Below are 24,891 nucleotides of genomic sequence, written 5' to 3' on the forward strand. Positions count from 1 at the left end.
GCCCGTCCGAGGTAGTGACGTACCACCGGAAACGCCACCAGAATCACCCGGGAACGACCTGACGACCTTCGCGTGACGGCTCGACGAGCCGTCGGAGGCGCGAAATGGGGAGGCCCCTGGTGCAGAGCACGATGCAGGACGTACCGCTGACCGTCACTCGGATGCTGGTGCACGGGACCGTGATCCATGGGCGGGCGCAGATCACGACCTGGACGGGGGACGGCGCGCCGCGTCGGCGGAGCTTCGCGGAGGCGGGGGCGCGGGCGATGCGGCTCGCCCACGCGCTGCGGGGGCTGGGCGTGGCCGAGGACGACGCCGTCGGGACGCTGATGTGGAACAACGCCGAGCACGTCGAGGCGTACTTCGCGATCCCCTCCATGGGCGCCGTGCTGCATACGCTCAACCTGCGGCTTCCTCCCGAGCAACTGGCCTGGATCATCCGGCACGCGGCGGACCGCGTGGTGATCGTCGACGGTTCGCTGCTGCCCCTGCTCGCGCCGCTCCTGTCGCACCTCGACTGTGTGGAACACGTGGTCGTCTCGGGTCCCGGCGACCGTTCCGTCCTGGCGGACTGCCGCCCGCGTGTGCACGACTACGAGGAACTGCTCGCCGCGCAGCCCGCCGACGCCTACGCATGGCCGGAGCTGGACGAACGCCGGGCCGCCGCGCTCTGCTACACGTCCGGGACGACGGGCGACCCCAAGGGCGTCGTGTACAGCCACCGGTCGCTCTACCTGCACTCCTTGGAGATCAACGCCGCCTCCGCGTTCGGACTGAAGCAGGGCGAGACCTGCCTGCCGGTCGTCCCGATGTTCCACGTGAACGCCTGGGGGCTGCCGCACGCCGCCTTCATGTCGGGTACGTCGCTGCTCCTGCCCGACCGTTTCCTCCAGCCCGCGCCCCTCGCCGAGATGATCGAGAGCGAGCGGCCGACCCTCACCGCCGGGGTGCCGACCATATGGCAGGGTCTGCTGGCCGAACTCGACGCCCGCCCGCGCGACACGTCCTCCCTGGGGGCGGTCGTCAGCGGTGGCGCGCCCTGTCCGCCGTCCCTGATGAAGGCGTTCGAGGAGCGGCACGGGTTGCGCGTGGTGCAGGCGTGGGGGATGACGGAGACCTCACCTCTCGGCGCGATCGCCTACCCGCCGGCCGGCCTCACGCCCGAGGAGGAGTGGCCGTACCGCGTCACCCAGGGCCGTATCCCGGTCTCGGTCGAGGCGCGGCTGGCCGCGCCGGACGGCGGGTTCCTCCCGTGGGACGGCGTGTCGGCCGGTGAACTGGAGATCCGCGGCCCCTACATCGCCGGTGCCTACCACGGCGGCGCGGAGGGCGAACCGCTGCGCCCGGACGACAAGTTCAGCCCCGACGGCTGGCTGCGCACCGGTGACGTCGGCACGATCACCCCCGACGGCTACCTGACGCTCACGGACCGGGTGAAGGACGTCATCAAATCGGGCGGCGAGTGGATCTCTTCGGTCGAGTTGGAGAACCACCTCATGGCCCACCCCGAGGTCGCCGAGGCGGCGGTCGTGGCGGTCCCGGACGAGAAGTGGGGTGAACGCCCGCTGGCCGTCGTGGTGTTGCGCGACGGTTCGTCAGCGGGGCACGAGGTGCTCCGCGCGTTCCTCGGGGAGCGCGTGGCGCGCTGGCAGTTGCCGGAGCGCTGGACGGTGGTGCCGTCCGTCCCCAAGACGACAGTGGGGAAGTTCGACAAGAAGGCGCTGCGGCGGCGGTACGCGGAGGGGGAGCTGAAGGTGACGGTACTGCCGCCCGCGCGGGCGGGGGAGTGAAATCCGCCGGCCTCGCGGGGACGGATCGGGCCGGGGCCGGGACGGGGTGGTCCCATCGGGCCGGGCCCGGCCGGGTCGGATGGGGCCACGCGAGGTCACATAAGGCCGAGTCGGGCCAGGCCGGGTGAGATCAGGCCTAAGGTCGAGTCTTGCCAGGCCGGGTGAGATCAGGTCGGATCAGGCCCGGCGGGGAGGACCCGAGCCGGGCGGCCCCCGTCGGCCCCTGGTTCCCCTGCTTCCCCTACACCCCGTCCACCCTGCCCACCCCGTCCCGCCTCACCGCTCCCGTGCCACCACCGCCCCGCCGACCCAGCCCGCCACCGCGCAGGCCGCCGCGATCACGCAGACGCCGTCCCAGCCCCACCGTCCGAACGCCGGGCCGGCGAGTGCCGAGGTGACCGCTCCGCTCGCGAACGAGCAGACGACGTAGGCGGTGTTGGCCGCCGCGGGTGTCGAGGTGGCGCCCAGAGCGCGGGAAGCGGCACTACGACCGTAAGGTCGCCGTCTTCGCCGAAGCCCAGCGCAAGGGCGTCATCAGCTCCGAAATCCCGCCCGCCGACCTGCTGTTCATGCTGATCGCGCTGGTCTCCTGGTCCACCGTCCAGCCGCAGATGCGCCGCATCCTGACCGGTGACACGGACGAGGACCGCGCCCGCCTCCGCGCGTCGGTCCGTGCGGCGGCCCGGCGCATCGTGCGGTGACGGCGACGGTGGTATCGGCGCCGGCGGCGACGCCGGCCGCCGTCACGCCGGATGCGTGCCGATCTTCGTGAGGAGGTCGACGATCCGGGTCTGCACCTCGGCGCTGGTGGAGCGCTCGGCGAGGAAGAGGACCGTCTCGCCGGAGGCGAGCCGGGGGAGCTGGGCGGGGTCGATCCCGGCCGAGGTGTAGACGACCAGGGGGGTCCGGTTCAGCAGCCCCTGCGAGCGCAGCCAGTCCAGGATGCCGGCCCGGCGCCGCCGTACCTGCATCAGGTCCATGACCACCAGGTTGGGACGGATCTGCCCGGCCAGCGCCACGGCCTCGGAGTCCGTCGCGGCGCAGGCCACCTGGACCCCGCGCCGCTCCAGGGTCGCGGTGAGCGCGTTGGCGATCGGCTCGTGCTCCTCGACCAGCAGCACGCGGGCCGGGTGCATCTCGCTGTCGCGCGGCGCCAGCGCCTTGAGGAGAACGGCCGGGTCGGCACCGTACGCCGCCTCCCGCGTGGCCTGTCCCAGACCGGCCGTGACCAGGACGGGAACACCGGCCGCCACCGCCGCCTGGCGCAGCGCCTGGAGGGCGGTACGGGTGATCGGCCCGGTGAGCGGGTCGACGAACAGCGCGGCCGGGTAGGCCGCCATCTGCGCGTCGACCTCCTCGCGCGAGTGCACGATCACCGGCCGGTAGCCGCGTTCGGTCAGGGCCTGCCGGGTGGACGTGTCGGGGGCCGGCCACACCAGGAGGCGGCGCGGGTTGTCGAGCGGCTCGGGCGGCAACTCGTCGTCCACGGGCGGCGGGACGGGCTCACCCGGGCTGACCTCCACGGCTCCGTTGGGGCCGTCCAGCGGCTCCGGGCCCTCGGCGCCCTCGTCCGGCGCTCCTATGGCGAAGGCGCGGCCCTCGGGCGCGGCGGGCGACGGGCGGGGGCCGAGCGGACCGCCGGCGAGCGGGCCGGCCGGAGCGGCCGGGCTGACAGGACCGGGAGGACCGGCGGGGCCGGCAGGACCGGAACGCAGCGGTCCGATCGGGCCGGGGCGCGGCGAGGCGGCAGGCGTCTGCGCCCGGGCGGCCTGCGCCTCCCGCTCACCGGCGTTGTCGGCGGGATTGCCCAGCTTGCGCCGCCGGCCGGAACCGGCGCCCGCCCCGCCCGGCGTTCCACCGGGCGGGGTGTCCCCGGCCTGCTGGGCGTACGGCGCGCCCTGCCCGAGCGTGCGCACGCTGATGGCCCGGGCCACGTCACCGGAGCCCGGCAGCGCCGTCGCGCCCGGTTCCTCGGCGAGCGCCCGGCGCGCACGCCGGCGGCCGGTGGGCGGCGTGTCGGTGGCGGCGCCGGGTGCACTGCCCGAACCGCCGTGCGCAACAGCAGAATTGAAGACGTCGTGGCCGGTGGCCTCGGTCCCGTGCGCGGACGGCTCAGGTGTCGGCGAGCCCGGCTGCCCGGCCGGTCCGACGGCACCGGTGGCGCCGACGGGAGTGCCAGGGGCGTCGGGAGCGACGGGAGGGACGGGGGCGACTGGGTCGAGGTGACCACCGGGGTCGGCGGAAACGCCGTCCCCGGCCACCGCCGGCCGGCCGGGGACGGCCGTCTGACCGGCTCCGGGATGTCCGGCATCGTCACTCCCGGCATGACCGACGTGACCGGCACCGACGTGACCGGCACCGACGTGACCGGCACCGACATGTCCCGCGCCCACCTGCCTCGCCTCGACGTGTCCCGCGCCGAGCCGTCCGGCGTCGGCACGTTCCACACCGGCCGGACCGGCCTGGCTCGCCTCGGCCGGACCGGAGTGCCCCGACGCGGCGGGCGGAGCGGCCGGTCCGACGGGCCGCGCGGGCCCCACCGGCCCGGGAGCCTCCATCGGCCGTACGGCAGCGGGCGCCCCGGGGTGCCCGAGCTGCCCGGGAGACAGCGCGGGACCACCCGGGCCGACCGGCACGCCGGCCCGGCCGTGGCCGTCGCCGCCGTCACCACCGGTGCCGCCACCATGGCCGGGCCCACCGGCCCCGGTCTCCGCCGGGCCCACGGAACCATCCGCCACTCCGCCGTCCGCCGGCCCGCCACCCATGGCGATGGCGCCCACAGGATGACCGGCTACCGGACCATTGCCGACGGGACCACTGCCGACGGGACCGCTGCCCACCGGTCCGCTGCCCGTCGCCGGGCCACCCTGTGCCGGTACGGGCCGGCTCGCGGCGTGATCGGTCTCGGCGCCGGGTGCGGGCTTGCGGTCGGCCTCGGCCGGGGGCAGGGCGAACGGGGCGCGCGGCACGTCGGGTTCGGCGTCGGCCTGACCAGGAATGGGCCGCTCGGGCGCCTCGGCGAGAGCGCGCCTGGCGCGCCGCCCAGTGGGCGCGGCGACGGCCTCGGCGGCCGAGTCGGGCCCGCGGTCGGCCTCGGCGGGCGGCAGCGCGAACGCCGTGCGCCGCGCTTCCGTGCCGGCGGCCTGCACCGGTTCGGCCGCCGCGGCCTCCCGCCGGGCACGGCGCCCGGTCGGCTGCGCGGGCGCGGCCACCTGCGGCGGCACGAGCCCGGGCCCCGGCGCGGGGACCGGGTCGGCGCCGCGGCCGTGCCGGTTGGCACGGCTCCGCCCTGCGCCGGCCGCCTCCTCCTCGTCCGGGCGGGCCGGACCGCGCCGCCGCCCGGTCGGCTGGGCGGGCACCGGCGCACCGGGCCCAGACATACCGGGCCCAGACATACCGGGCCCAGACATACCGGGCCCAGACACACCGGACCCCGGCGCGCCGGTCACATCAGGCCCCGGCACCGGCCGTGCCTCCGCGCTCCCCGGCCCCTCGCCGGCGGACGGCGCGGGACCGAGAGGCGTCGCGACGCCGGGGCTCCCGGGGTGCGTGGGCGCGCCCGGAACGGACGGGGCTCCGGTGGACGGACTCCCTTGCCGCGCCTGCGGAACCGCGTGAGGTGCATGAGCCGCATGAGGCGCACCAGTCGAATGCCCGGCTGTTGCCTGCTGAGCCTGCTGAACTTGTCCGGCCTGCTGGGCCTGCTGGGCCTGCTGGGCCTGCTGAGACGGGTGAACCTGGTGGGCCGGTGAGGCAGACCGCGCAGGAGAGTCGGCCCCTTGCCCAGCGGCCGGACCACCGGAAGCAGAGCCCGCCGGGCCCTCCCCGCCCGCAACACCCGTCCCGCCCGCACCCGGCATCGTCACCCCGGCGGAACCCACCGCACCTTCGGGCTCCCGAACACCGTCGCCTCCGACAGCACCACCGGAAGCAGCAGAGCCCGCGACCTCCGGTGAACCCGCAGAACCGACAGCCCTCCCGGCCCCCGCAGCACCGCCCGAAGCGACACCACCAATCCCGGAGCCACCAGCCGCACCAGCCGTGCTGGTCGTCCCAACGCCCCCCGGCCCCGCCGTCCCCCGAGCCGCCGTCTCCCCCGACCGCTGCCCCGGCATCGGCATGATGGTCGTCCCGCTGCCGATGCTCGGCGGCGAGTCGGGCCGGTCGGACGGCGTGACGGGCCCGGCCTCCGCCGAGACCGGCACCTCCAGGACGTACGCCTTGCCGCCCCCGCTGCCCGGTACGTCATGGGTCTGGAGCACGCCGCCGTGCCGCCGGACGATGCCCCGCACGATCGGCCCGTGCACCGGGTCGCCGCCGGGGTGCGGGCCGCGGACCTCGATCCGGACGGCCGTGTCCCGCTTCGCGGCCGCGACGACGATCGTCGAGTCGCCGGCCGACGCCGTGCCGGGGGCCGCCTCGCCCGTCGCGTCCACGCCCGCGACGTCCGCGATCAGATGGGTGAGCGCCCGGGCCAGCCACTCCGCGTCGATCTCGGCCTCTATGGCCGGCGCGTGCACCGCGAACTGCGCACGCCCGGGACCGATCAGCTCGACGGCACCTTCGACGCCCGCCGCCACGACCTCGTCCAGGGCGGTCGTCCGGCGCTCCAGCCCTCCCTCGCCCGCCTCGAGCCGCTGGTAGGCGAGCACGCTTTCGACCAGTCGGGCCATGCGCCCGTATCCGGCGGCGAGGCGGTGCAGGGTCTGGTTGGCCTCGGGCCACAACTGCCCGGCCGGGTCGGCGGCCAGCGTGCCGAGCTCGCCGCGCAGCCGCTCCAGCGGCCCGTGCAGCGAACCATCGAGCACAGCCACCAACTGGGCGTGCCGCGCGGCCAGCGCGTCGTACGGGCGACGGTCGGTGAAGGTCATCACCGCGCCGACCAACTGGTCCCCGTCGCGCACCGGCGCCGTCGTCAGATCGACCGGCACCGCGCGCCCGTCCTTCGCCCACAGCACCTGTCCGCGCACCCGGTGTTTGCGGCCGGAACGCAGCGTGTCGGCGATCGGCGAGTCCTCGAACGGGAACGGCGTGCCGTCCGCGCGCGAGTGGTGGATGAGCGGGTGGAGTTCACGTCCGCCGAGGTCGCTGGCGCGGTAGCCGAGGATCTGTGCGGCGGAGGGGTTGACGAGGACGACCTTGCCCGCCGTGTCCACGCCGACCACTCCCTCGGCGGCCGCGCGCAGGATCATCTCCGTCTGGCGCTGCTGACGGGCGAGTTCGGCCTCGGTGTCGAGGGTGCCGGTCAGATCCCGGACGACGAGCATGAGCAGCTCGTCCCCGGTGTACGGACCCTGTTCGGCGTACGGGGTGCGGCTGTCGGGGAGGTTGGCGCTGGTGACCTCGACGGGGAACTGGGTGCCGTCCGTCCGCCGGGCGATCATGCGCGTGGGCTTGGTGCGCCCGCCGTTCGTCCGGTCCTCGGGCAGGCGCATCGAACCGGGGATGCGGCGCGAGTCGAACGCCGGCAGCAGGTCGAGCAGGCCGCGCCCGACCAGTCCCGTGCCGGGGACCTCGAACGTCTCCAGCGCGATGTGGTTGGCGTTGACGACCGTGCCGTTGCAGTTGACGAGCAACAGCGCGTCGGGAAGGGCGTCGAGTATGGCTGCGAGGCGAGCAGCGCCTCGGGATGGCCTGCTGCTCACTGCGACGCTTCCTCCCTGTTACCGCACCGTGCGACCCGCGGGACGGGGGGCACCCCCAGCGACGGCTGGGGGAGTTCCGCCGCCCCTGCGGCGTGTTGCTGGGGGGAAGTCTACGGGCTGCGGAGTCCGGCGCGACGGCGGACGAGGGGCGCGGCGCCCCCTGTCGTGCGGCGTCCGGGGCGGTCGGTGTGTCGGCCTGGGGGGTGAGTGGAGCCTGTCATTCCGCAGAGGAGCCGAGGTCGGAGGCCGATGAAGGGTGGGGCCGCGGTCGAGAACGACCGAAGCGGTCGTTATTGGTCGTTGACGGTCATATGGAGGGGAGCAGATGACCGGAAAGAGGCGGGACGACGGCATGCGGCCCCATGGCCGGTGGAGGCCGTGGACCCGGGGCGCGGGGAAGACGTTGAGGACGCGGAGGACGCGGAGGACGCGGGGCGCGGGAAAGACGTCGAAGACGCGGAGGACGTAGGGCCGGAGCCACCGGGCCCGCCGGACCCGGCTCCGGCCTCGGCCGGGCGCGCGGGCTCGCCCAGGAGGCGGGAGAACCTGTTCCAGCGCGCCAGCTCGCACCCGTTCACCTTGTTGAAGTTGGCGTCGACCGGACGCCCGGCCCAGACCCCGGTCACATGGGCCCGGTCCGGCCCGCCGTAGACCATCGTGCACTGCGCGTCGGACGGCACCGGCGCGAAGAGGTCGCGGTCCCAGCGCGTCTGCCCGTCGAGCTGGTCGCACGCGCCCTGGGGGTCCGGGAGGGTGCCGTGCGTCGGGTGGCAGCGGAGTCGGTACCGGCCGTCGGTCCGCCCGCTGTCGGTGATCACGACGGTGAGGTGGTCCGCGGGCGTGGGCATGGGACCGGCGCCGGCGTCCCTCCACGCTCCCGGCCCCTTCCGCTTCTGCGGGTCCTGCGGGTCCTGCGGTTTTTGCCGTTTCTCCGGCGTCGGCGCGCCCGGCGACGCCGTGAGCGCTCCCGGGCCCGGCGGGAATGGCAGCGGCCGGGCGGCGGCCGAAGGGGCGCCGAACAGCGGCAGCAGCAGCGGAACCAGTACAACTGCCGCCAGGGCGGGCCGGCCGGGACGACGGGGGCCGCCGGGACGGCCGAGCGGCCGGTCGGCGGCGCGCCCGGCCTCGGGGAGGCCGGTCGCCGGCAGGCCGATGGTGGGGAAGCCGGGGCTGCGGGGACGACGGGGACGGTGGAGCGGCATGCGGGGACTCCATGGGTCGCGGGGTGGTGCGAGGACGGCGGGCCGACCGCGTCCTCACCCCTCTAACGCCCGGATGCGCCGTGCGTTGCGCGCCCGAAACCGCTTTGCCCGGGGGCCGCCACGCCCGGTACCGTAGAGTGCGATTGGTGGCGGGGCCCCAGGCTGTGTCATCATCTGCACGCAACATTCGCGTACGCGCGAGTGTGCTGGAGGCGTCGCCTAGTCCGGTCTATGGCGCCGCACTGCTAATGCGGTTTGGGTCTTAAAGCCCATCGAGGGTTCAAATCCCTCCGCCTCCGCAGCCGGGAGCCCCGGCCGTCGCTCATGACGGCCGGGGCTTTTCCGTGCCCGGTGATCTCCGCCGTTCCCGGTCGGCGCTGCGTTCGTTCCCCGACGGCACTCCGCCCGCCGTCGCTCCCGCCCGCTGCCGCTCGCATGCGCTGCCGCTCGCGGCCTGCGCCGGCGGCCCCCGGCCATGCGGTGCGGCCGGGTGCCGCAATCGCCTCGATTCTGCGTTTCCGCAGGTCAGGTGGGGTTGCGGCAATGGATTTCGCCTCACGGCGCAGTTCATGTAATGTTGTTCCCGCAACGCCGACCGGCAAGAAAAACCGCCGGGAAGCCGAGCGCTCGTAGCTTAACGGATAGAGCACTTGACTACGGATCAAGAGGTTGCAGGTTCGAATCCTGCCGAGCGCACAGCCGAGAAGCCGGTGCCAACGTGTTGGACCCGGCCTCTCGACCGTCGCGGGGTGGAGCAGCTCGGTAGCTCGCTGGGCTCATAACCCAGAGGTCGCAGGTTCAAATCCTGTCCCCGCTACTCGAATCGAAGGCCCGGTACTCAGGTACCGGGCCTTCGACGTTTCGGGACGCTCCCGGCCTCAGCGGGACGCCCCTTCCCTCCCGCCCTCTCCCCGCGCCGTCCGGATTCTCAGACGTTTCCCAGACGGGGAAAAGGCGGTTCTCAGAGCTTCGGCACACCCTCTTGAACATGACGATCGCACCGACGGAAGCACGCCCCCGCCCCGCCCTCGCCGCCCCGAGCGCCCGGCCGCGCCTGGCCGTGGGCGACCTCGTCCTCGACGAGGTGAACCGGGAGGCGATCCGGGGCGGTACGGCGATCCCCCTGACGGCGACGGAATGCGCGCTGCTGCGCCAGCTCATGCGGGAACCCGGCCGGGTGCTCAGCAAGACACTGCTGCTGGACCGGGTCTGGGCGCACTCCTTCGGCACGGGCGGCGCGGGCGACCGGGGCAATGTCGTCGAGCTCTACATCTCCTACCTGCGCAAGAAGATCGACGCCGGCAGGCCGCCGATGATCCACACGCGGCGCGGCATGGGGTACGTCCTGAAGCCCGCCTCCTGAAGCCCGCCCCCTGAGGCTCGCCTCCTGGGGGCAACCGTCACTCCGCGTCCCGGCCGGCCCGGCCGCCGGAGCGCTCGCGCTCCCGACACCCAGCCGACGTCCCAACGCCCCACACGCCCCACACCGCCCCTCACACCCACCGCCCGTCATGTCTTCTACGACGTACGGCAAAACCCTGTACACCGTAGAACCGGCGCCTGTACGGTGTAGACCGATCACGTCGGCCTGCCCTGTGAGGAGCCCGTCATGGCGGCATCCGCCTCCGTCTCGTCATCCCATCCCGAAACTCCGCATCCCGTTCGTCACCCCACTCGCTGGGTGATCCTGGGTGTCATATGCCTCGCGCAGCTCACCGTGCTGCTCGACAACACCGTCCTCAACGTGGCCATCCCGTCGCTCACGACGGAGATGGGCGCCGCGACCGCCGACATCCAGTGGATGCTCAACGCGTACTCCCTGGTGCAGTCCGGTCTGCTGCTCACCGCCGGCAACCTCGCCGACCGCTACGGGCGGAAGAAGATGCTGGCCACCGGCCTCGCCCTGTTCGGCCTGGGGTCGCTCGGCGCCGGACTGTCGGAGACGACGGGCCAGTTGATCGCCGCCCGCGCCGGCATGGGAGTCGGCGGCGCGCTGCTGATGACCACCACGCTCGCCGTCGTCGTCCAGGTCTTCGACGACGACGAGCGCACCAAGGCGATCGGCATCTGGGGAGCGGTGGGCTCGCTCGGCTTCGCTTGCGGGCCGCTGATCGGCGGCACCCTCCTCGACCACTTCTGGTGGGGCTCGATCTTCCTGGTCAACATCCCGGTGGCGGTGATCGGCCTGATCGCCGTGCTCAAGCTGGTCCCCGAGTCGAAGAACCCGGCCGGTGACCGCCCGGACCTGCTGGGCGCGCTGCTCTCCACCCTCGGCATGACCGGCATCGTCTTCGCGATCATCTCCGGTCCCGAGCACGGCTGGACGTCCGGCCGGGTGCTGTTCTCCGGTGGCGCCGGCGTCCTGATCATGGCCTCGTTCGTGTTCTGGGAGCTGCGCATCCCGTACCCCATGCTCGACATGCACTTCTTCCGCAACCGCCGTTTCGTCGCGGCCGTCATGGGCGGGATCCTGGTGGCGCTCGGCATGGGCGGCTCGTTCTTCCTGCTCACCTCGCACCTGCAACTGGTGCTGCACTACGGGCCGCTGGAGACCGGACTGCGGATGACGCCGCTGGCCCTGATGATCGTCCTGCTCAACCTGACCGGCGTCGGCGCCCGGCTGATGACGAAGTTCGGCGCCCCGGTCATGATCGCGGGCGGTATGGCGCTGCTGGCCGCCGGTCTGGCCGTGATCGCCGAGACCGGTGACCACGGGTACGGAGGAATGTTCGTCGGCCTGGTCCTGATGGGCGTCGGCATCGCCCTGGCCTCGCCTCCCATGGCCACCGCGATCATGTCGGCCATCCCGCCGGAGAAGGCCGGGGTCGGCGCGGGGGTCAACGGCACGCTCCAGGAGTTCGGCAACGGGCTGGGCGTCGCCGTGCTCGGCGCGGTGCTCAACTCCCGCTTCGCCGCGCTGCTGCCGGCCGTCGCCGCCGGCGCGGGCTCGCTGCCCGAGGCCCTGGGCAAGGCGCGGACGGCCGCACAGCGCTCCGAGATCCAGGACGCCTTCGCGTCCGGGGTGCAGGCGGGCCAGTCGGTCGGCGCGGTGGCGGTGCTGGCGGGCGGCGTCGTGGCGGCGTTCCTGTTGCACAGGGCCGAGACGGCCGACGCCGCGGCGGGCGCCGGAACGGGAACCGACGACCCGGCGGGCGCCGGAAGCGGCGGCACGGCCGGCAGGGCCTAGCATCGTGGACCGGAGCAGCGACGTGGTGGAGAGGGAACGCATGGCCGGCGGCAAGGGCGCGGGGCAGCCGAGGACCAGCATCTGGCTGGCCGAGGAGAAACCCTCCCCGCGGCGCAGGGCGGCCGCGGACCGGTCCCGTGAGCCCCAGCCGGGCTCGCTGGACCGCGAGCGGATCGTGGCCGCGGCCACGCGCCTGCTGGACGCCGAGGGACTGGCCAAGTTCTCGATGCGCCGGCTGGCCGCCGAGCTCGGGGTGACCGCCATGTCGGTCTACTGGTACGTCGACAACAAGGACGACCTCCTCGAACTGGTCCTGGACGAGGCGAGCGGAGAGATCGTGCTCCCCGACCCGGACGCCCCGGACGCCGACTGGCGCGACCAGCTCCGGCACCTCGCGTGCGAGTACCGCGGGGTCCTCACCCGGCACCCGTGGGTGGCCCGGCTCGTCGGCCAGTACCTCAACATCGGCCCGAAGGCGATGCGGTTCGGTGACGTCACCCTCCGGGTGATCCGGCACAGCGGGGTCGCACCGAGCCGGATCGCGGGTTCGCTGGGCGCCCTCTTCCAGTTCGTCTACGGCTTCGCCACCGTCCAGACGCTCTACGACGAGCGCTGCCGGGCGGCGGGCGTCGAACAGGATCAGTACTTCAAGGAAGTCACGGACACGCTGACCGAGCGACCGGACTTCGCGGCCATGTACGAGGAGAGCGTGGAGATGGCGCGCAGGGTGCGCGCCGGGACGCTCGAGGACATGTGGGAACGCGATTTCGCCGTCGGGCTGGACACGGTGATCGCGGGCATCGAGGTGATGCGCGACCGGGCGCGGGACGAGGCCTCGTAGCGAAGCGTCGTGACGAGGCGTTGAAACGAGGCGTTGAAACGAGGCGTTGAATCGAGGAACGCCCCCGTCCGCAAGGAGATCGGATTCTCCTCGCGGACGGGGGCGCTCGGCGTTCCGGGGACGGAAGGCGTGAGGGAGGGCGTGAAAAGCGCACGGAAAAGTCCCTCTGAAAAGCCTCCGGGAAAGCACCGGAGAAGCATCAGGAAGGAGTGCCGGGAAAGTACCCGGCCCCGGAGGCGGTGCGCAGGCCGTCCCCTGCCTTGTGCGCGCACCGCCTCCGGGGCCGTTCGCCCGGGGTCATTCATGCCGTTCGGCCCCGGGCCACCGGCCGGGCGTCTCCGCTCGTGGACGCCCGGCCGGAGTCTGTGGGCCGGCCTCCGCCGGCCTGGACCGGCCGACCGGTACAACCGACCGGTACAACCGGCCGGTACCGGCCTACCGCCGTCAGTCCGGCTCCGTCAGTTCGCCTTCGCGGGCTCGGTCGCCTGGGCGTCCTTCGCCGGAGCGGAGGAGTCCGCCGGCGCGCCCGGGCGGCCCTTGAGCGCCACTTCCTTGATGAACAGCGTCAGCAGGAAGGCGACCAGGGCGCAGGGCGCGGCGTAGGTGAAGACGTCGCCGACACCGTGCCCGTAGGCGCTCTCCATGATCGAACGCAGCGGCTCGGGCAGCTTCTTGATGTCCGGGATGCTGCCGCCGCCACCGCCCTGCTTGGCGATGGCCACGCCCTTCGGGCCGAGGGCGGTCAGACCGTCCACGACGTAGTCCTTGACCCGGTTGGCCATGACCGCGCCCAGCGCCGAGACGCCGACCGCGCCACCGAGGGAGCGGAAGAAGGTGACGACGGAGCTGGCGGCGCCGAGGTCCTTGGGCGAAACCTGGTTCTGGGCGGCCAGCACCAGGTTCTGCATCATCATGCCCATGCCGAGGCCCATCAGGGCCATGTAGCAGGCGAGCTGCCAGTACGGGGTGTCGAACCGGATGCTGCCGAGCATGCCGAGGCCGGCGGTGAGCAGGACGCCACCGGAGACCAGCCACGCCTTCCAGCGCCCGTTCTTGGTGATGATCTGACCGGAGACGGTCGAGGAGATGAACAGACCCGCGATCATCGGGATGGTCATGACGCCGGACATGGTCGGCGTCTCGCCCCGCGCGAGCTGGAAGTACTGCGAGAGGAAGACCGTGCTCGCGAACATCGCCACACCGACGAAGAGGCTCGAAGCCGAGGCCAGGGCGATCGTCTTGTTGCGGAACAGCCGCAGCGGGATGATCGGTTCGGCGGCCTTGTTCTCCACCAGGAGGAAGATCGCGCCGAGCACGATGGACCCGGCGACCATGACGGCGGTCTGCCAGGACAGCCAGTCGTAGTTCTTGCCGGCCAGGGTCACCCAGATCAGCAACAGCGTGGCGGCGGCGGATATGAAGAACGCGCCGAGCCAGTCCACCTTCACCTGCCGCTTGACGACCGGGAGGTGCAGGGTGCGCTGGAGCACGATCAGGGCGATCACGGCGAACGGCACACCGACGTAGAAGCACCAGCGCCAGCCGAGCCAGCTCGTGTCGGTGATCACGCCGCCGAGCAGCGGACCGCCGACGGTGGCGACGGCGAACGTGGCGCCGAGATAACCGCTGTACCGGCCGCGCTCACGCGGCGAGATCATCGCGGCCATGACGATCTGGGCGAGGGCCGACAGACCGCCGACGCCGATGCCCTGGATCACCCGGCAGCCGATGAGCATGCTGGTGTTCTGCGACAGACCGGCCACCACGGAACCGGCGACGTAGACGACCAGCGCGACCTGGACCAGCAGCTTCTTGCTGAACAGGTCGGACAGCTTGCCCCACAGCGGCGTCGACGCGGTCATCGAGAGCAGCGCGGCCGTGACGGTCCAGGTGTAGGCGGACTGGCTGCCGTGCAGATCGTGCATGATCTTCGGCAGCGCGTTGGAGACGATCGTCGACGACAGGATCGCCACGAACATGCCGAGCAGCAGACCGGACAGCGCGCGCATGATCTGGCTGTGCGTCATGTCGATGCCCGGCGCGTCGGACGGGGCGTGATCGGTGTGGCTGTCCCGCACACCTGGCGGTGTGGTCTTGGCCATGAACTTCCTTTTCGTGATGCTGTCGGGCGGTCAGTGGGGTGCGCGGGCCGACGGGCAGGCCGCGAGGTCGTGCGCCGGGGCGGCGCCGCCGTGGGCGACGGGCCGGTGGCACTCGCCGAAGCTCTCCCGGAGCCGGGCGAGCAGACCGACGATCTGATTGATCTCCGCGTCGCTCCAGTCACCCAGGCAGTGCGCCAGTGCCTCGGTGTAGCGGGCGCTGACGTCGTCCAGCAGCGCCTCGCCGCTGGGGGTGAGGCGCAGCAGCCGGGAGCGCTTGTCCAGTTGGTCCGGCTGCCGGTCGAGCCACCCCCGTTCCGCGGCGTACGCCACGTGGCGGCTGGTCACCGACATGTCGACGACCAGCAGCTCCGCGAGCTTGCTCATCCGCATCTCGCCGTACCGCTTGAGCAGGGTGAGCACGATGACCGAGGTGGGCGGACAGTCGGCGGGAAGGACCCGGGCGAGGCCGCGCTTGATCACGCCGATGGCGCTGAGCTGCTGGGCGAGCTCCTGGTACTGCTGGTGCGCGGCCAACGGATCCTCCCGGTTTTAAGTTGCTTAGGGCAACCATAGGTGTTGTTGGTTGCTGAAGGCAAACTAAAAGCGGTAAAGGAGGGGTCAAATCCGCCTATTGAACGATGAGTGACCGGGGGGTGACGTCATGTGTCGAGAGGGGTGGAAGAGACCTGAGGGTGTGCGGGAGGTGAGGGGAAGAGGAGGGAGGGGAGGGAGGAGGAAGGGAGGAGGCCCTGCCCCACGCGCGGAGGCGGAGCCGTCTTCGCTAGGGTCCTGGTCCATGGCCAACCCCCATCAGCAGCGCCCCGAGGGCAACTACGACCCCGCGGGCAGCACTCAGATGTTCCGTGCCTTCGTCGACGAGGGCGCTTCCGGTCCCCGCGCGGCCGCTCCGGCGAGCCACGGACGTTCATCGTCGTCCGGGCCCCGGGTGGGGGTGATCCTCGGCGTCGTGGCGGCGCTGGCGGTCGTCGCCGCGGTGGCCTGGCTCGCGCTCGGCTGAGGCCAAAGGCGGCTGCTCGGCTCGCCCCCGGGGGTCTCGCTCGCCGCAGGGCTTCCCCTCGCCCCGGGGGTCTCGCTCGCCGGGGGGGCTTCCCCTCGCTCCGGAAGTCTGGCTCGCCGGGGGGCCTTCCCCTCGCCCCCGAAGTCTGGTTCGCCGCAGGGGCTTCCCCTCGCCCCGAAGGTCTCGCTCGCCGAGGAGCTATCCCCCTCGTCCCGGAGGTCTCCCCCTCGTCCCGGAGTTCTTCCCTCTCGCTCCGGTGCCCGCGCAGTCGACGGGTGCCTCCCCGGGGCGGGGTGTCCGCCGGGCGGGGTGGGGGCGTCGGGCGGGGTGAGGCGTCGGCCTCGCGGCCGTCCACGGGTGGCGGGGCGGCGGGCCGGTCGTGCCGGCGCCGAACGCGCCGTGTGTCAGCCGGACGGCCCGGCGGCCCCCGCCGCGACCTGTGTGTCGCGGCCCGCCGCTGCCGTACCGGGGGTCGGTCGACCGTGGCCTTTCCTGACTGCTGTGGCTCCGGTCGCGGTGGTGTCGTCCGTCCGGCCCCGACCGGGGCGGGGCGGCTCAGTCCGAGATGAGCCCCTCGCGCAGTTGGGAGAGGGTCCGGGTGAGCAGCCGGGACACGTGCATCTGTGAGATGCCGACCTCCTCGCCGATCTGCGACTGCGTCATGTTGGCGAAGAAGCGGAGCATGATGATCTGGCGCTCGCGCGGGGGCAGCTTGGCCAGCAGCGGCTTCAGCGACTCCCGGTACTCCACGCCCTCAAGCGCCGTGTCCTCGTAACCCAGCCGGTCGGCGAGCGAGCCCTCGCCGCCGTCGTCCTCCGGTGAGGGGGAGTCCAGCGAACTGGCCGTGTAGGCGTTGCCCACCGCCAGGCCGTCGACCACGTCCTCCTCGGAGACGCCCAGGCACAGTGCCAGCTCGGGCACGGTCGGGGAGCGGTCCAGCTTCTGCGCGAGCTCGTCGCTGGCCTTGGTCAGGGCGAGCCGGAGCTCCTGCAGGCGGCGCGGCACCCGCACGGACCAGCTCGTGTCCCGGAAGAACCGTTTGATCTCGCCGACGACCGTGGGCATCGCGAACGTGGGGAACTCCACCCCGCGTTCGCAGTCGAACCGGTCGATGGCCTTGATCAGTCCGATGGTCCCGACCTGGACGATGTCCTCCATCGGCTCGTTGCGGCTCCGGAACCGCGCCGCCGCGTAGCGCACGAGGGGGAGGTTGAGCTCGATGAGGGTGTCACGGACGTACGTACGCTCGGCGCTGTCCCGGTCCAGGGCCGCCAGCCGCAGGAACAGGGAGCGGGAGAGGGTGCGGGTGTCGATGGCTTCGCAGTCGTCGAGCACGGCGTGCGGTGCGTCGTTGGTGAGCACCTTCGCGCTGCCCAGGTCTACGGACATGCCACCCCCTTGAGGTCGCGGACGGATCACAGCACACCCCCGGCCGCGGATTCGGCCGAGGGGGCAGCCCCCACCTGAATACCGGAGGCTGCGCTGTGGCAAACGCAGTTCCAGCAGAATGTCACATGTCGGCAACGCGCTGTAGCGTCAAGTCGACATATCTGCCGGGGAGTCCGGAGGGCGTGTCACCCACAAGAGTTAGGCATCGATACGGTTTGCGGATCTCAGGCGGGCGAAGCTCCGGGAGAGCAGTCGCGACACATGCATCTGCGACACCCCCAGCTCCGCGCTGATCTGCGACTGCGTCAGATTGCTGTAGTAGCGCAGCAGCAGGATGCGCTGTTCGCGCTCCGGCAACTGAACGAGCAGGTGACGCACCAGATCGCGGTGCTCGACCCCGGCCAGCGCGGGGTCCTCGTACCCGATCCGGTCCAGCAGCCCGGGCAGCCCGTCACCCTCTTGCGCGGCCTCCAGCGAGGTGGCGTGGTACGAGCGGCCGGCCTCGATGCAGGCGAGTACCTCGTCCTCGCCGATCCTGAGCCGCTCGGCGATCTCGGCGGTGGTCGGCGACCGGCCGTGCAGCACGGTCAGGTCCTCGGTGGCGCCGTTGACCTGCACCCACAGCTCATGCAGCCGGCGCGGTACGTGGACGGTGCGCACGTTGTCGCGGAAGTAACGCTTGATCTCGCCGACGACGGTGGGCATCGCGAAGGTCGGGAACTGCACCCCACGGTCGGGGTCGAAGCGGTCGATGGCGTTGATGAGACCGATGGTGCCGACCTGGACCACGTCCTCCATGGGCTCGTTGCGGCTGCGAAAACGCGCCGCGGCGTACCGCACGAGAGGGAGGTTGGCTTCGATGAGGGCGGCGCGCACGCGGGCGTGCTCCGGCGTGCCGGGCTCCAGGGTGGCGAACTTCTTGAAGAGCACCTGCGTCAGCGCCCGGGCGTCGGCGCCCCGGCTCTCCCGCGTCGAGGGCTCCTGGGTCGGGGTGTCCCGGGCTGACGTGTCCTGGGCCGAGGGCTCCTGGGCCGTCGTGTCTTGGGCCGACGTGTCTTGGGCCGACGTGTCCTGAATCGACTTCTCCTGGGTCGACGTCTCCCGCGATGACGTCCCCTGCGCGGCCGTCTGCCGCGTCGGCGTCTCCTGCGGAGTGCGCCGAGGCGCGTCCTGTGGAACGTCTCGCGGAACGTCCCGTGGGGCTTGCGGTGCTCCCCGCAGGGCTTCCCGCGGCGTCGCTCGCGGTGTCGCTCGCGGTGTTTCCCGCGGCGCCTCCCGCGGTTGCGGGGGGTTCTCTTCTGACGCCGACGTCTCCTCTGACGCTGTACGGGCCGGCACGGTCACACCACCCCTTCGCGGTCAGCTCCAGGTCAACTCATCCGTCAAAAGCGGTCATAGCATCACAAGACATGTCCACTGTGTGCAAGCACCGCATAACGCCGTGTTGACCGCGTGAAAAAGGCCCTCCGCCGTGGTGGCGAGGGGCCTGGGGCCAGGCTCCGGTGGGGAACGGGGCTCAGAACGGATAGTCGGCGATCACCCACGTGGCGAACTCCCGCCACAGCGCGACACCCGCCTGGTGGGCCGGGTGGTCGAGGTAGCGCCGGAGGGCGTCGGTGTCCTCGACGGCGGAGTTGATCGCGTAGTCGTAGGCGATTGGACGGTCCGAGACGTTCCACGCGCACTCCCAGAAACGGAGCTCGGGAATCTCCCCGCCCAGCTTCTCGAACGCCTGGACGCCGGCGACGACGCGGGGGTCGTCGCGCCCGACGCCTTCGTTGAGCTTGAACAGGACAAGGTGACGGATCATCGGATGGCCGCCTTCCGTGCGACAGGGTTCACGAGGGAGCGGGACCTGCGGCGCCCGCGGGGATCCGGCCGGCAGGGGCTCAGTTGATCAGCTCGGTCATGAACTCGCCGATGCTCTTGGCGGCGTCCGAGATCCCCTCGAAGCCTATCTGTACGAGCTCGGCGGCCCTGGCCGGGGAATGGATGATCGTGTAACCGATGAAAACGGCGAGTACCCAGAACGTGATCTTCTTGGCTTGGGTCATGCCGTGCCGCCTCCCCGTCCGCCTTCTTCTCTCGTGAAGTCCCCCGTAGCGCTTGCGAGAGTCTAACCGCACACATGGACGACCTCGGGAGGAGATGGGAGGCGCCGGGAGGAGCCGCCTCCGGCGCGTTCACGGCCATTTCCCTGAAGGGGGCCGAGACTGCCGAGACTCCCCGCAGTGGCTCCTCACACCACCTTTAAGGACTTAAGCCCCGGCGAACGGGGTCCTTCGCCCGTCCGTCCGCCCACTTCCGGAGCGGAGGATGGGGGAAGCGCCCGCCGGATCTGGCAGGAATCCGTCGGGCCTGGGACAGGGAACCCCTCTGCGGGGTCCGGGCCGCGAGCTTCCCCTGACTGCGGCCCGTACTCGGGGTCCTTGTCCTCATGGGGGGAAGCGGCTTGTCCCCCCGATGCCGCTTCCCCCCACCTTCTTTCCCCTTTCTTCTCTGGCGCCCGGCGTTCTCTCTCCCGCGCTCGCACGGCGTTCGTCTTCGCCCCCCGGCCGCTTCGCGCCGTCCGCCACCTGCCGTCCGCGCCGCCTGCCGTTCACCGCCTGCCGTTCACCGCCTGCCGTTCACCGTCCCCCTTCCCGGCTCTGATCCTCTTCGGGCCCGTACCGGCGTCCTCTCCCGCGCGATTCCGGCGATTCCGCCGCCCATATGCGCGCAACTTTCCCCGTGGTACCGCAGGAGTTCCCAACACGGATGAACTCTGGGTCAGTTGAGGTGAGAAGAGCCCGGTGCCGGGGCACCAGAAAGGCACACGGCCCGAGGCGCTCACCGGCTTGCCGGAGCTGCCGTCCCGGTGCGTGGGAACGGGGTCCGGTGTGCGGTACATGAGTGAGGGAGAACGGTGAGGTTCGCATGGGCGGGTACGAGCTCGCCTTCACCATGCGGGAGCGTGTGGCGGGGGGAGCGGTCACCATTGAACTGTCCGGAGAGATCGACATCCTGGCCGAGCAGGAGCTCGGCCCCCGGCTGGAGGCCCTGGCCGGCCGCAGCCACGCCGACCTCGTCATCGACCTGCGCGGAGTGACCTTCCTGGACGCGAGCGGCCTTCGCCTGCTGCTCCGCGCCCGCAACCGGGTGGCCCGCGGCGGCGGGCGGCTGCGGGTGGTGCGGGGCGGTCCCCGGGTGTCCAAGGTGATCCGCATCGTGCGTCTGGAGCCGGTGTTCCAGTGGCTGGACGCGCCGCCGGGCCCGCCGGGTCCGGTGGGGCTGCCGGGACCGTCCGGCCCGCCGGGCCCCACCGTCGCCTTCGGGGTGCCCGGGAGAGCGGGTGGGGTTGGCGCTTCCGGTGCGTCTGGTGCCCCCAGTGCTCCCGGTGCCCCCGGTGCCGTCGGGGCTTCGCCGGGGGCGGCGGCCCCGGGCGGGGGCGCGGCGCCGGAGGTACCGAACGCGCCGGGAGCCCGGCGTACGCCGAGCGCTCCGGATGGGCCGGGCGTCGCAGGCGGAACGGTGGCTCCGCCTGCTCCGGGCGGTCCGGGCGGTCCAAGCGGTTCGGGCGGCCTGAGTGGCGCGGGTGGTTCGGGAGCTCCGCGAGCGTCCTGTGCTTCCGGCGCTGCCGCTGTGCTCGCCGGGACCTCTGTCCTGCCACCGGGCGTGACGGCCGTGGTCCCGGCCACGCCCGGCGAGGACGGGGTGGCATGCGGGCCGCGTCATGGGAGTGTCCCGGCGTAAGAGCGTTCCGGCGTAGGGGCCGCCCGGCATGGCGGACGGACGGACGACAGGACGGATGCTGGTCGGGCAGTCGGGCAGTCGGGCAGTTGGGCAGTTGGGCAGCCGGGCAGCCGGTCGGTCGGACAGTCGGACAGTCGGACAGGCGGTCGATGGTGGTGCGACGGTGGCCGGACGACGCGCCACCCCCCGTCTGTGCCGCGCTGGCGCCCCTGCCCGCCTCCCAAACCGCGCACAACGACGGGCTTTTGGCTACAAGCAATTCCAACCCCACCCGCGCGGCGGGGCACTCACGGTCTCATGGCGTCAAATGCCTTGCGGTGACGCCACTATGACGCCATAGTGGCGCCATGGATCTCACCCCCTACGTCGACACCCTCCGGCGGGAGCTCGCGGTCGCCGCGAGCGCGGGCGGGGACGAAGCGCGCGTGCTCGCCGAACGGCTGACCGCGCCGCTCGAGTCGGCCGCCCGGCTCACCTTGCTGAACGCTCTCTCCACCGCCATGGAGGAGGTGACCCGCGACCTGGCGCCTGGCTCGGTTGATGTACGACTGCGCGGTCTGGACCCGGAGTTCGTGGTGACACCGCCGCCGGACCAGGGCCTCCGCCTGGACGACGAGACGTCCGCCAGCGTGTCCGATGGTGCCTCGGGGGCCGCCCTGCCATCGGCTCCGGGCCAAGGAGAAGGCGACGAGGGCGGCACCGCCCGGGTCAACCTGCGGCTTCCCGCGCACCTCAAGACGCGGGCCGAGGAGGCGGCCGGTCGGGAGGGGCTGTCGGTGAACGCCTGGCTGGTCCGGGTCGTCGCCGCCGCGCTGGAGACCGGCGAGCGCGCCGGCCGCCCGTCCGGCCCGACGCGCCACCGGGGCCAGAGCTTCACGGGCTGGGTCCGCTAGCCCGTCACACGGCACGGCACGGCGAGGCGAGGCGAGAGGGAGCCGGGCTTGCGGCCCCACGCCGTTCGATGGCTTCGACGCCACGGTGGCGCCAAGGCGGCACCATAAGCCTCCTACCCCGGCAACCGTGCCCACCACCACTCTCACGCGCCGCCCGCCCGCGCGGCGGGCCGGCGTCCCTCCCCCCGAGTCATGAGGACGGCACAGCCATGCCATTTTTCGAGACGCCCGAACCGGTTTCCGCCACCGTCGAGTTCGACATCGGAGTGCTCCACGTCATCGCCGGCGACCGCGTGGACACCGTCGTCGAGGTCCTGCCGACCGACCCCTCCGAGGAGGTGGACGTCCGGGCGGCCGGGCAGACCCGGGTGGCCTGTTCGGACGGTGCGCTGTTGGTCAAAGGGCCAAAGCAGCGGGCCCTGTTCGGCCCGACCGGTTCGGTCGAGGTACGGATCGAACTGCCGACGGGATCCGACGTCAGCGCGAACGCGCTCATCGGCGATCTCCTCTGCGAGGGCCGCCTCGGGGACTGCCGGCTGAAGACCTCGACCGGGCACGTCCGGGCAGGCGAGACGGTGACGGCGCGGCTCAGGACGAGCCATGGCGGCATCCGCCTCGACCGCACGACGGGCGACGCCGAACTCGTCGGCGCGGGCCCGATCGACGCGGGAGTGATCGGTGGTGCGGCGACGGTCAAGAACCTGAACGGCGAGACGGTGCTCGGCGAGGTCGGAGGCGATCTCCGGGCGAGTTCGTCCAACGGGGCGATCTCCGTCGGCGTGGCGCGAGGGGACGTGGACGCCCGGTCGGCGAACGGTGGCATCCGCCTGGGCGAGGCGGTCCGGGGCCGGGTCTCGCTCCAGTCATCGGCGGGCGACCTGGAGGTCGGCATCGGCACGTCCACGGCCGCCTGGCTCGACGTGAACACCCGCCTCGGCAGCGTCCGCAACCTGCTCACCCCGGCCGACGGCCCCGGCGCGTCGGAACACACCGTCGAGGTCCGTGCCCGCACGGGAATCGGCGACATTGAGATCCGCCGCTCGTGAGGGGCTGCGCCCGCCTGGCGGGCTTGTGTGCCGCCTGACGGACCTGTGGCCCCCTGGACGGACCCGTGCTCCCTGACGGGACCGTGCTCGCCTGTCGCACCGTGCTCACCCGACGCACCGCTCCCGTCGGCGGACAGTACCGGCCCGTTCCCGTCGGCGGACAGTACCGCCCCGCTCCCCGCTCGTGACCTCTCACCCAAGAGAAGGGCAGAACGTCATGACCGCTCCCATCTCACCCACCTCACCCACCTCACCACTCGCCCTCTCCACCCCACCCGGAACACCGGCGATCAGCGCCACCGGCCTGCGCAAGTCCTACGGCGGCCGGCCGGTCCTGGACGGCATCGACCTGCGCATCCCCGAGGGGACGGTGTTCGCGCTCCTCGGCCCGAACGGTGCCGGCAAGACCACCACCGTCCGGATCTTGTCCACCCTCGTCGCCCCCGACGCCGGCGAAGCCCGGATCGCGGGGCACGACCTGCTCCGGGAGGCCGACGCGGTACGCGCCCGCATCGGTGTGACGGGCCAGTTCTCCGCCGTGGACAACCTGCTCACCGCCCACGAGAACATGACGCTCATGGCGGACCTGCACCACTTGGGCCGCCGCGAGGGCCGCCTGCGCACCGAACGCCTCCTGGACCGCTTCGAGCTCACCGACGCGGCCGACCGGACCGCCGCCACGTTCTCCGGCGGCATGCGGCGCAAGCTGGACCTGGCCATGACGCTCGTCGGGGCGCCGCGCGTCGTCTTCCTCGACGAACCGACGACGGGACTCGACCCGCGCAGCCGCCGCGTCATGTGGGAGATCATCCGCGAGCTGGTGGACGACGACGGGGTGACGGTGTTCCTCACCACGCAGTACCTGGAAGAGGCGGACCGGCTCGCCGACCGCATAGCCGTCCTGGACCGCGGCGGACTGGTCGCCGAAGGTACGGCCGAGGAGCTGAAGCGCCGGGTGCCCGGAGCCCACATCAGCCTCCGGTTCACCGACCCCGACGGACTCACGGCGGCCACCCGGCTGTTCCCCACCGGCACGGCCGACCCCGAGGGGCTCACGCTGCGCATCCCGGGCGACGACAGCGTGCCGACACTCCGCGCCGTCCTGGACGTCCTGGACCACGCGGCGGTCCGGGCCGAGTCGCTGACCGTGCGCACTCCCGACCTCGACGACGTCTTCCTCAGTCTCACCGGCGGCGCCGACGCCGGCCATCGAACGGAGTGTGCCCGGTGACCGGTCTCACCCACGCCGTCGCCGACTCCCGGACGATGCTGCGCCGCAACCTCAAGCACGCCCGCCGTTACCCGTCCCTGACCGCCTCGGTCGTCATGACGCCGGTGCTGATGCTGCTCCTCTTCACCTACGTCTTCGGAGGCGCTCTCGGCGCCGGTATCGACGGCCCGGCGTCCGACGGACACTACGTCGACTACCTGGCGCCCGGCATCATCCTCATGGCCGCCACGTCCGGCGCCCTGGTGGCCGCCGTCGGGGTCTGCGTCGACATGACCGAGGGGATCGTCAACCGCTTCCGGACGATGGCCATCTCACGGTCCGCCTTCCTGACCGGTCATGTCGTCGGCTGTGTCATCCAGACCATGCTGAGCATCGTCTGCGTCGTCGCCGTCGCGCTGCTCACCGGTTTCCGACCGCACGCGAACCCCCTCGAATGGCTCGCCGCCGCGGGCCTCCTGACCCTGCTCACCCTCGCCCTCACCTGGATCGCGGCCGGCATCGGCCTGGTGGCCAGGAACCCGGAGTCCGCCAGCAACATCCCCCTGCCCCTCCAGTTCCTCCCCTTCCTCGGCAGCGCCGTCGTCCCCCCGGAGTCCATGCCCCCGGGCCTCCGCTGGTTCGCCGAGTACCAGCCCTTCACCTCCGTCACCGAGACCCTCCGCGGCCTTCTGACCGGCACGGAGGTCGGCACCAGCGGCCCCCTCGCCCTGGCCTGGTGCCTCGCCCTCACCCTGGCCGGCTACCTCTGGGCCCGGTCCGCCTTCCACCGCGGCACGGCCACCAACCGTCCGTGACGGCGGGCCGACGTCCCCGAC

At 72.5% G+C, this 24,891-nt stretch carries 17 protein-coding genes, 3 tRNA genes and 2 pseudogenes; 14 read left to right on the forward strand and 8 right to left on the reverse strand.

The genetic code is table 11. The annotated features are described in order from the left end of the window. Positions 1-119: 119 nt before the first annotated feature. The gene (locus ACZ6X9_RS24590; protein ID WP_469780168.1) at positions 120-1,790 is read left to right on the forward strand and encodes a long-chain fatty acid--CoA ligase; all 1,671 of its coding nucleotides are present in this window, start codon (positions 120-122) and stop codon (positions 1,788-1,790) included. A gap of 449 nt (positions 1,791-2,239) precedes the next feature. Then, on the forward strand, positions 2,240-2,491 hold the full coding sequence (locus tag ACZ6X9_RS24595) for a hypothetical protein (RefSeq protein ID WP_469780169.1): 252 nt from the start codon (positions 2,240-2,242) through the stop codon (positions 2,489-2,491). A gap of 42 nt (positions 2,492-2,533) precedes the next feature. Here ACZ6X9_RS24595 and ACZ6X9_RS24600 read toward each other — a convergent pair whose 3' ends face one another. Together ACZ6X9_RS24600 and ACZ6X9_RS24605 are read right to left on the reverse strand one after the other, a co-directional pair. Then, complete coding sequence (locus ACZ6X9_RS24600) at positions 2,534-7,435, reverse strand: PAS domain-containing protein (protein WP_469780170.1); 4,902 nt, start codon at positions 7,433-7,435, stop codon at positions 2,534-2,536. Positions 7,436-7,725: 290 nt separating this feature from the next. Then, entirely contained in the window at positions 7,726-8,637 is a 912-nt protein-coding gene (locus tag ACZ6X9_RS24605; RefSeq protein WP_469780171.1) for an SSI family serine proteinase inhibitor, read from the reverse strand. Positions 8,638-8,845: 208 nt separating this feature from the next. Between ACZ6X9_RS24605 and ACZ6X9_RS24610 the strand changes: the two genes are divergently transcribed. The 6 genes and pseudogenes from ACZ6X9_RS24610 to ACZ6X9_RS24635 all read left to right on the forward strand — a co-directional run bounded on the left by ACZ6X9_RS24610 (position 8,846) and on the right by ACZ6X9_RS24635 (position 12,665). Continuing rightward, positions 8,846-8,936 (forward strand) — tRNA-Ser (locus tag ACZ6X9_RS24610). 324 nt (positions 8,937-9,260) lie between these two features. Continuing rightward, positions 9,261-9,333: transfer RNA gene (locus ACZ6X9_RS24615), tRNA-Arg, on the forward strand. Positions 9,334-9,380: 47 nt separating this feature from the next. Next, positions 9,381-9,454 (forward strand) — tRNA-Met (locus tag ACZ6X9_RS24620). 237 nt (positions 9,455-9,691) lie between these two features. Next, positions 9,692-10,000, forward strand: a pseudogene (locus ACZ6X9_RS24625) (winged helix-turn-helix domain-containing protein); the annotation flags it as partial. 246 nt (positions 10,001-10,246) lie between these two features. Continuing rightward, positions 10,247-11,824: an MFS transporter gene (locus ACZ6X9_RS24630; protein WP_469780172.1), complete on the forward strand. Its 1,578-nt coding sequence runs from the start codon at positions 10,247-10,249 to the stop codon at positions 11,822-11,824. A gap of 40 nt (positions 11,825-11,864) precedes the next feature. Next, the gene (locus ACZ6X9_RS24635) at positions 11,865-12,665 is read left to right on the forward strand and encodes a TetR/AcrR family transcriptional regulator (protein WP_469780359.1); all 801 of its coding nucleotides are present in this window, start codon (positions 11,865-11,867) and stop codon (positions 12,663-12,665) included. Positions 12,666-13,129: 464 nt separating this feature from the next. Here ACZ6X9_RS24635 and ACZ6X9_RS24640 read toward each other — a convergent pair. Both ACZ6X9_RS24640 and ACZ6X9_RS24645 read right to left on the reverse strand, forming a co-directional pair. Beyond that, positions 13,130-14,692: pseudogene (locus tag ACZ6X9_RS24640) on the reverse strand (MDR family MFS transporter); the annotation flags it as partial. A gap of 105 nt (positions 14,693-14,797) precedes the next feature. Further along, on the reverse strand, positions 14,798-15,301 hold the full coding sequence (locus tag ACZ6X9_RS24645) for a MarR family winged helix-turn-helix transcriptional regulator (RefSeq protein WP_469780173.1): 504 nt from the start codon (positions 15,299-15,301) through the stop codon (positions 14,798-14,800). 262 nt (positions 15,302-15,563) lie between these two features. On the opposite strand from ACZ6X9_RS24645, the gene ACZ6X9_RS24650 reads away from it, so the two are divergent. Beyond that, a complete protein-coding gene (locus ACZ6X9_RS24650; protein WP_469780174.1) occupies positions 15,564-15,785 on the forward strand; it encodes a hypothetical protein in 222 nt (73 codons plus the stop codon). 555 nt (positions 15,786-16,340) lie between these two features. Here the strand turns inward: ACZ6X9_RS24650 and ACZ6X9_RS24655 are convergent. The 4 genes from ACZ6X9_RS24655 to ACZ6X9_RS24670 form a co-directional block, all read right to left on the reverse strand. After that, positions 16,341-17,174: an RNA polymerase sigma factor SigF gene (locus ACZ6X9_RS24655; protein ID WP_004943124.1), complete on the reverse strand. Its 834-nt coding sequence runs from the start codon at positions 17,172-17,174 to the stop codon at positions 16,341-16,343. Between the two features lie 198 nt (positions 17,175-17,372). Beyond that, positions 17,373-18,251 (reverse strand): RNA polymerase sigma factor SigF, encoded by an 879-nt coding sequence (locus tag ACZ6X9_RS24660; protein ID WP_469780360.1) that lies wholly within the window; start codon positions 18,249-18,251, stop codon positions 17,373-17,375. A 439-nt stretch (positions 18,252-18,690) separates the two neighbouring features. Beyond that, positions 18,691-18,984: a Dabb family protein gene (locus ACZ6X9_RS24665; RefSeq protein WP_469780175.1), complete on the reverse strand. Its 294-nt coding sequence runs from the start codon at positions 18,982-18,984 to the stop codon at positions 18,691-18,693. A gap of 79 nt (positions 18,985-19,063) precedes the next feature. Continuing rightward, positions 19,064-19,228, reverse strand: a complete 165-nt coding sequence (locus ACZ6X9_RS24670; protein WP_469780176.1) for a hypothetical protein — start codon at positions 19,226-19,228, stop codon at positions 19,064-19,066. Positions 19,229-20,090: 862 nt separating this feature from the next. Here ACZ6X9_RS24670 and ACZ6X9_RS24675 point away from each other — a divergent pair. The 5 genes from ACZ6X9_RS24675 to ACZ6X9_RS24695 all read left to right on the forward strand — a co-directional run bounded on the left by ACZ6X9_RS24675 (position 20,091) and on the right by ACZ6X9_RS24695 (position 24,870). After that, entirely contained in the window at positions 20,091-20,906 is an 816-nt protein-coding gene (locus ACZ6X9_RS24675; protein ID WP_469780177.1) for an STAS domain-containing protein, read from the forward strand. A gap of 347 nt (positions 20,907-21,253) precedes the next feature. Further along, positions 21,254-21,799: a hypothetical protein gene (locus ACZ6X9_RS24680; protein ID WP_469780178.1), complete on the forward strand. Its 546-nt coding sequence runs from the start codon at positions 21,254-21,256 to the stop codon at positions 21,797-21,799. Positions 21,800-22,008: 209 nt separating this feature from the next. Beyond that, the gene (locus ACZ6X9_RS24685) at positions 22,009-22,845 is read left to right on the forward strand and encodes a DUF4097 family beta strand repeat-containing protein (protein WP_469780179.1); all 837 of its coding nucleotides are present in this window, start codon (positions 22,009-22,011) and stop codon (positions 22,843-22,845) included. A gap of 217 nt (positions 22,846-23,062) precedes the next feature. Then, positions 23,063-24,076: an ATP-binding cassette domain-containing protein gene (locus ACZ6X9_RS24690; protein ID WP_469780180.1), complete on the forward strand. Its 1,014-nt coding sequence runs from the start codon at positions 23,063-23,065 to the stop codon at positions 24,074-24,076. Further along, a complete protein-coding gene (locus ACZ6X9_RS24695; protein ID WP_469780181.1) occupies positions 24,073-24,870 on the forward strand; it encodes an ABC transporter permease in 798 nt (265 codons plus the stop codon). Before ACZ6X9_RS24690 ends, ACZ6X9_RS24695 begins: the two co-directional genes overlap by 4 nt. Positions 24,871-24,891: the final 21 nt, after the last annotated feature.

Source organism: Streptomyces sp. NPDC052910, from assembly GCF_055585605.1.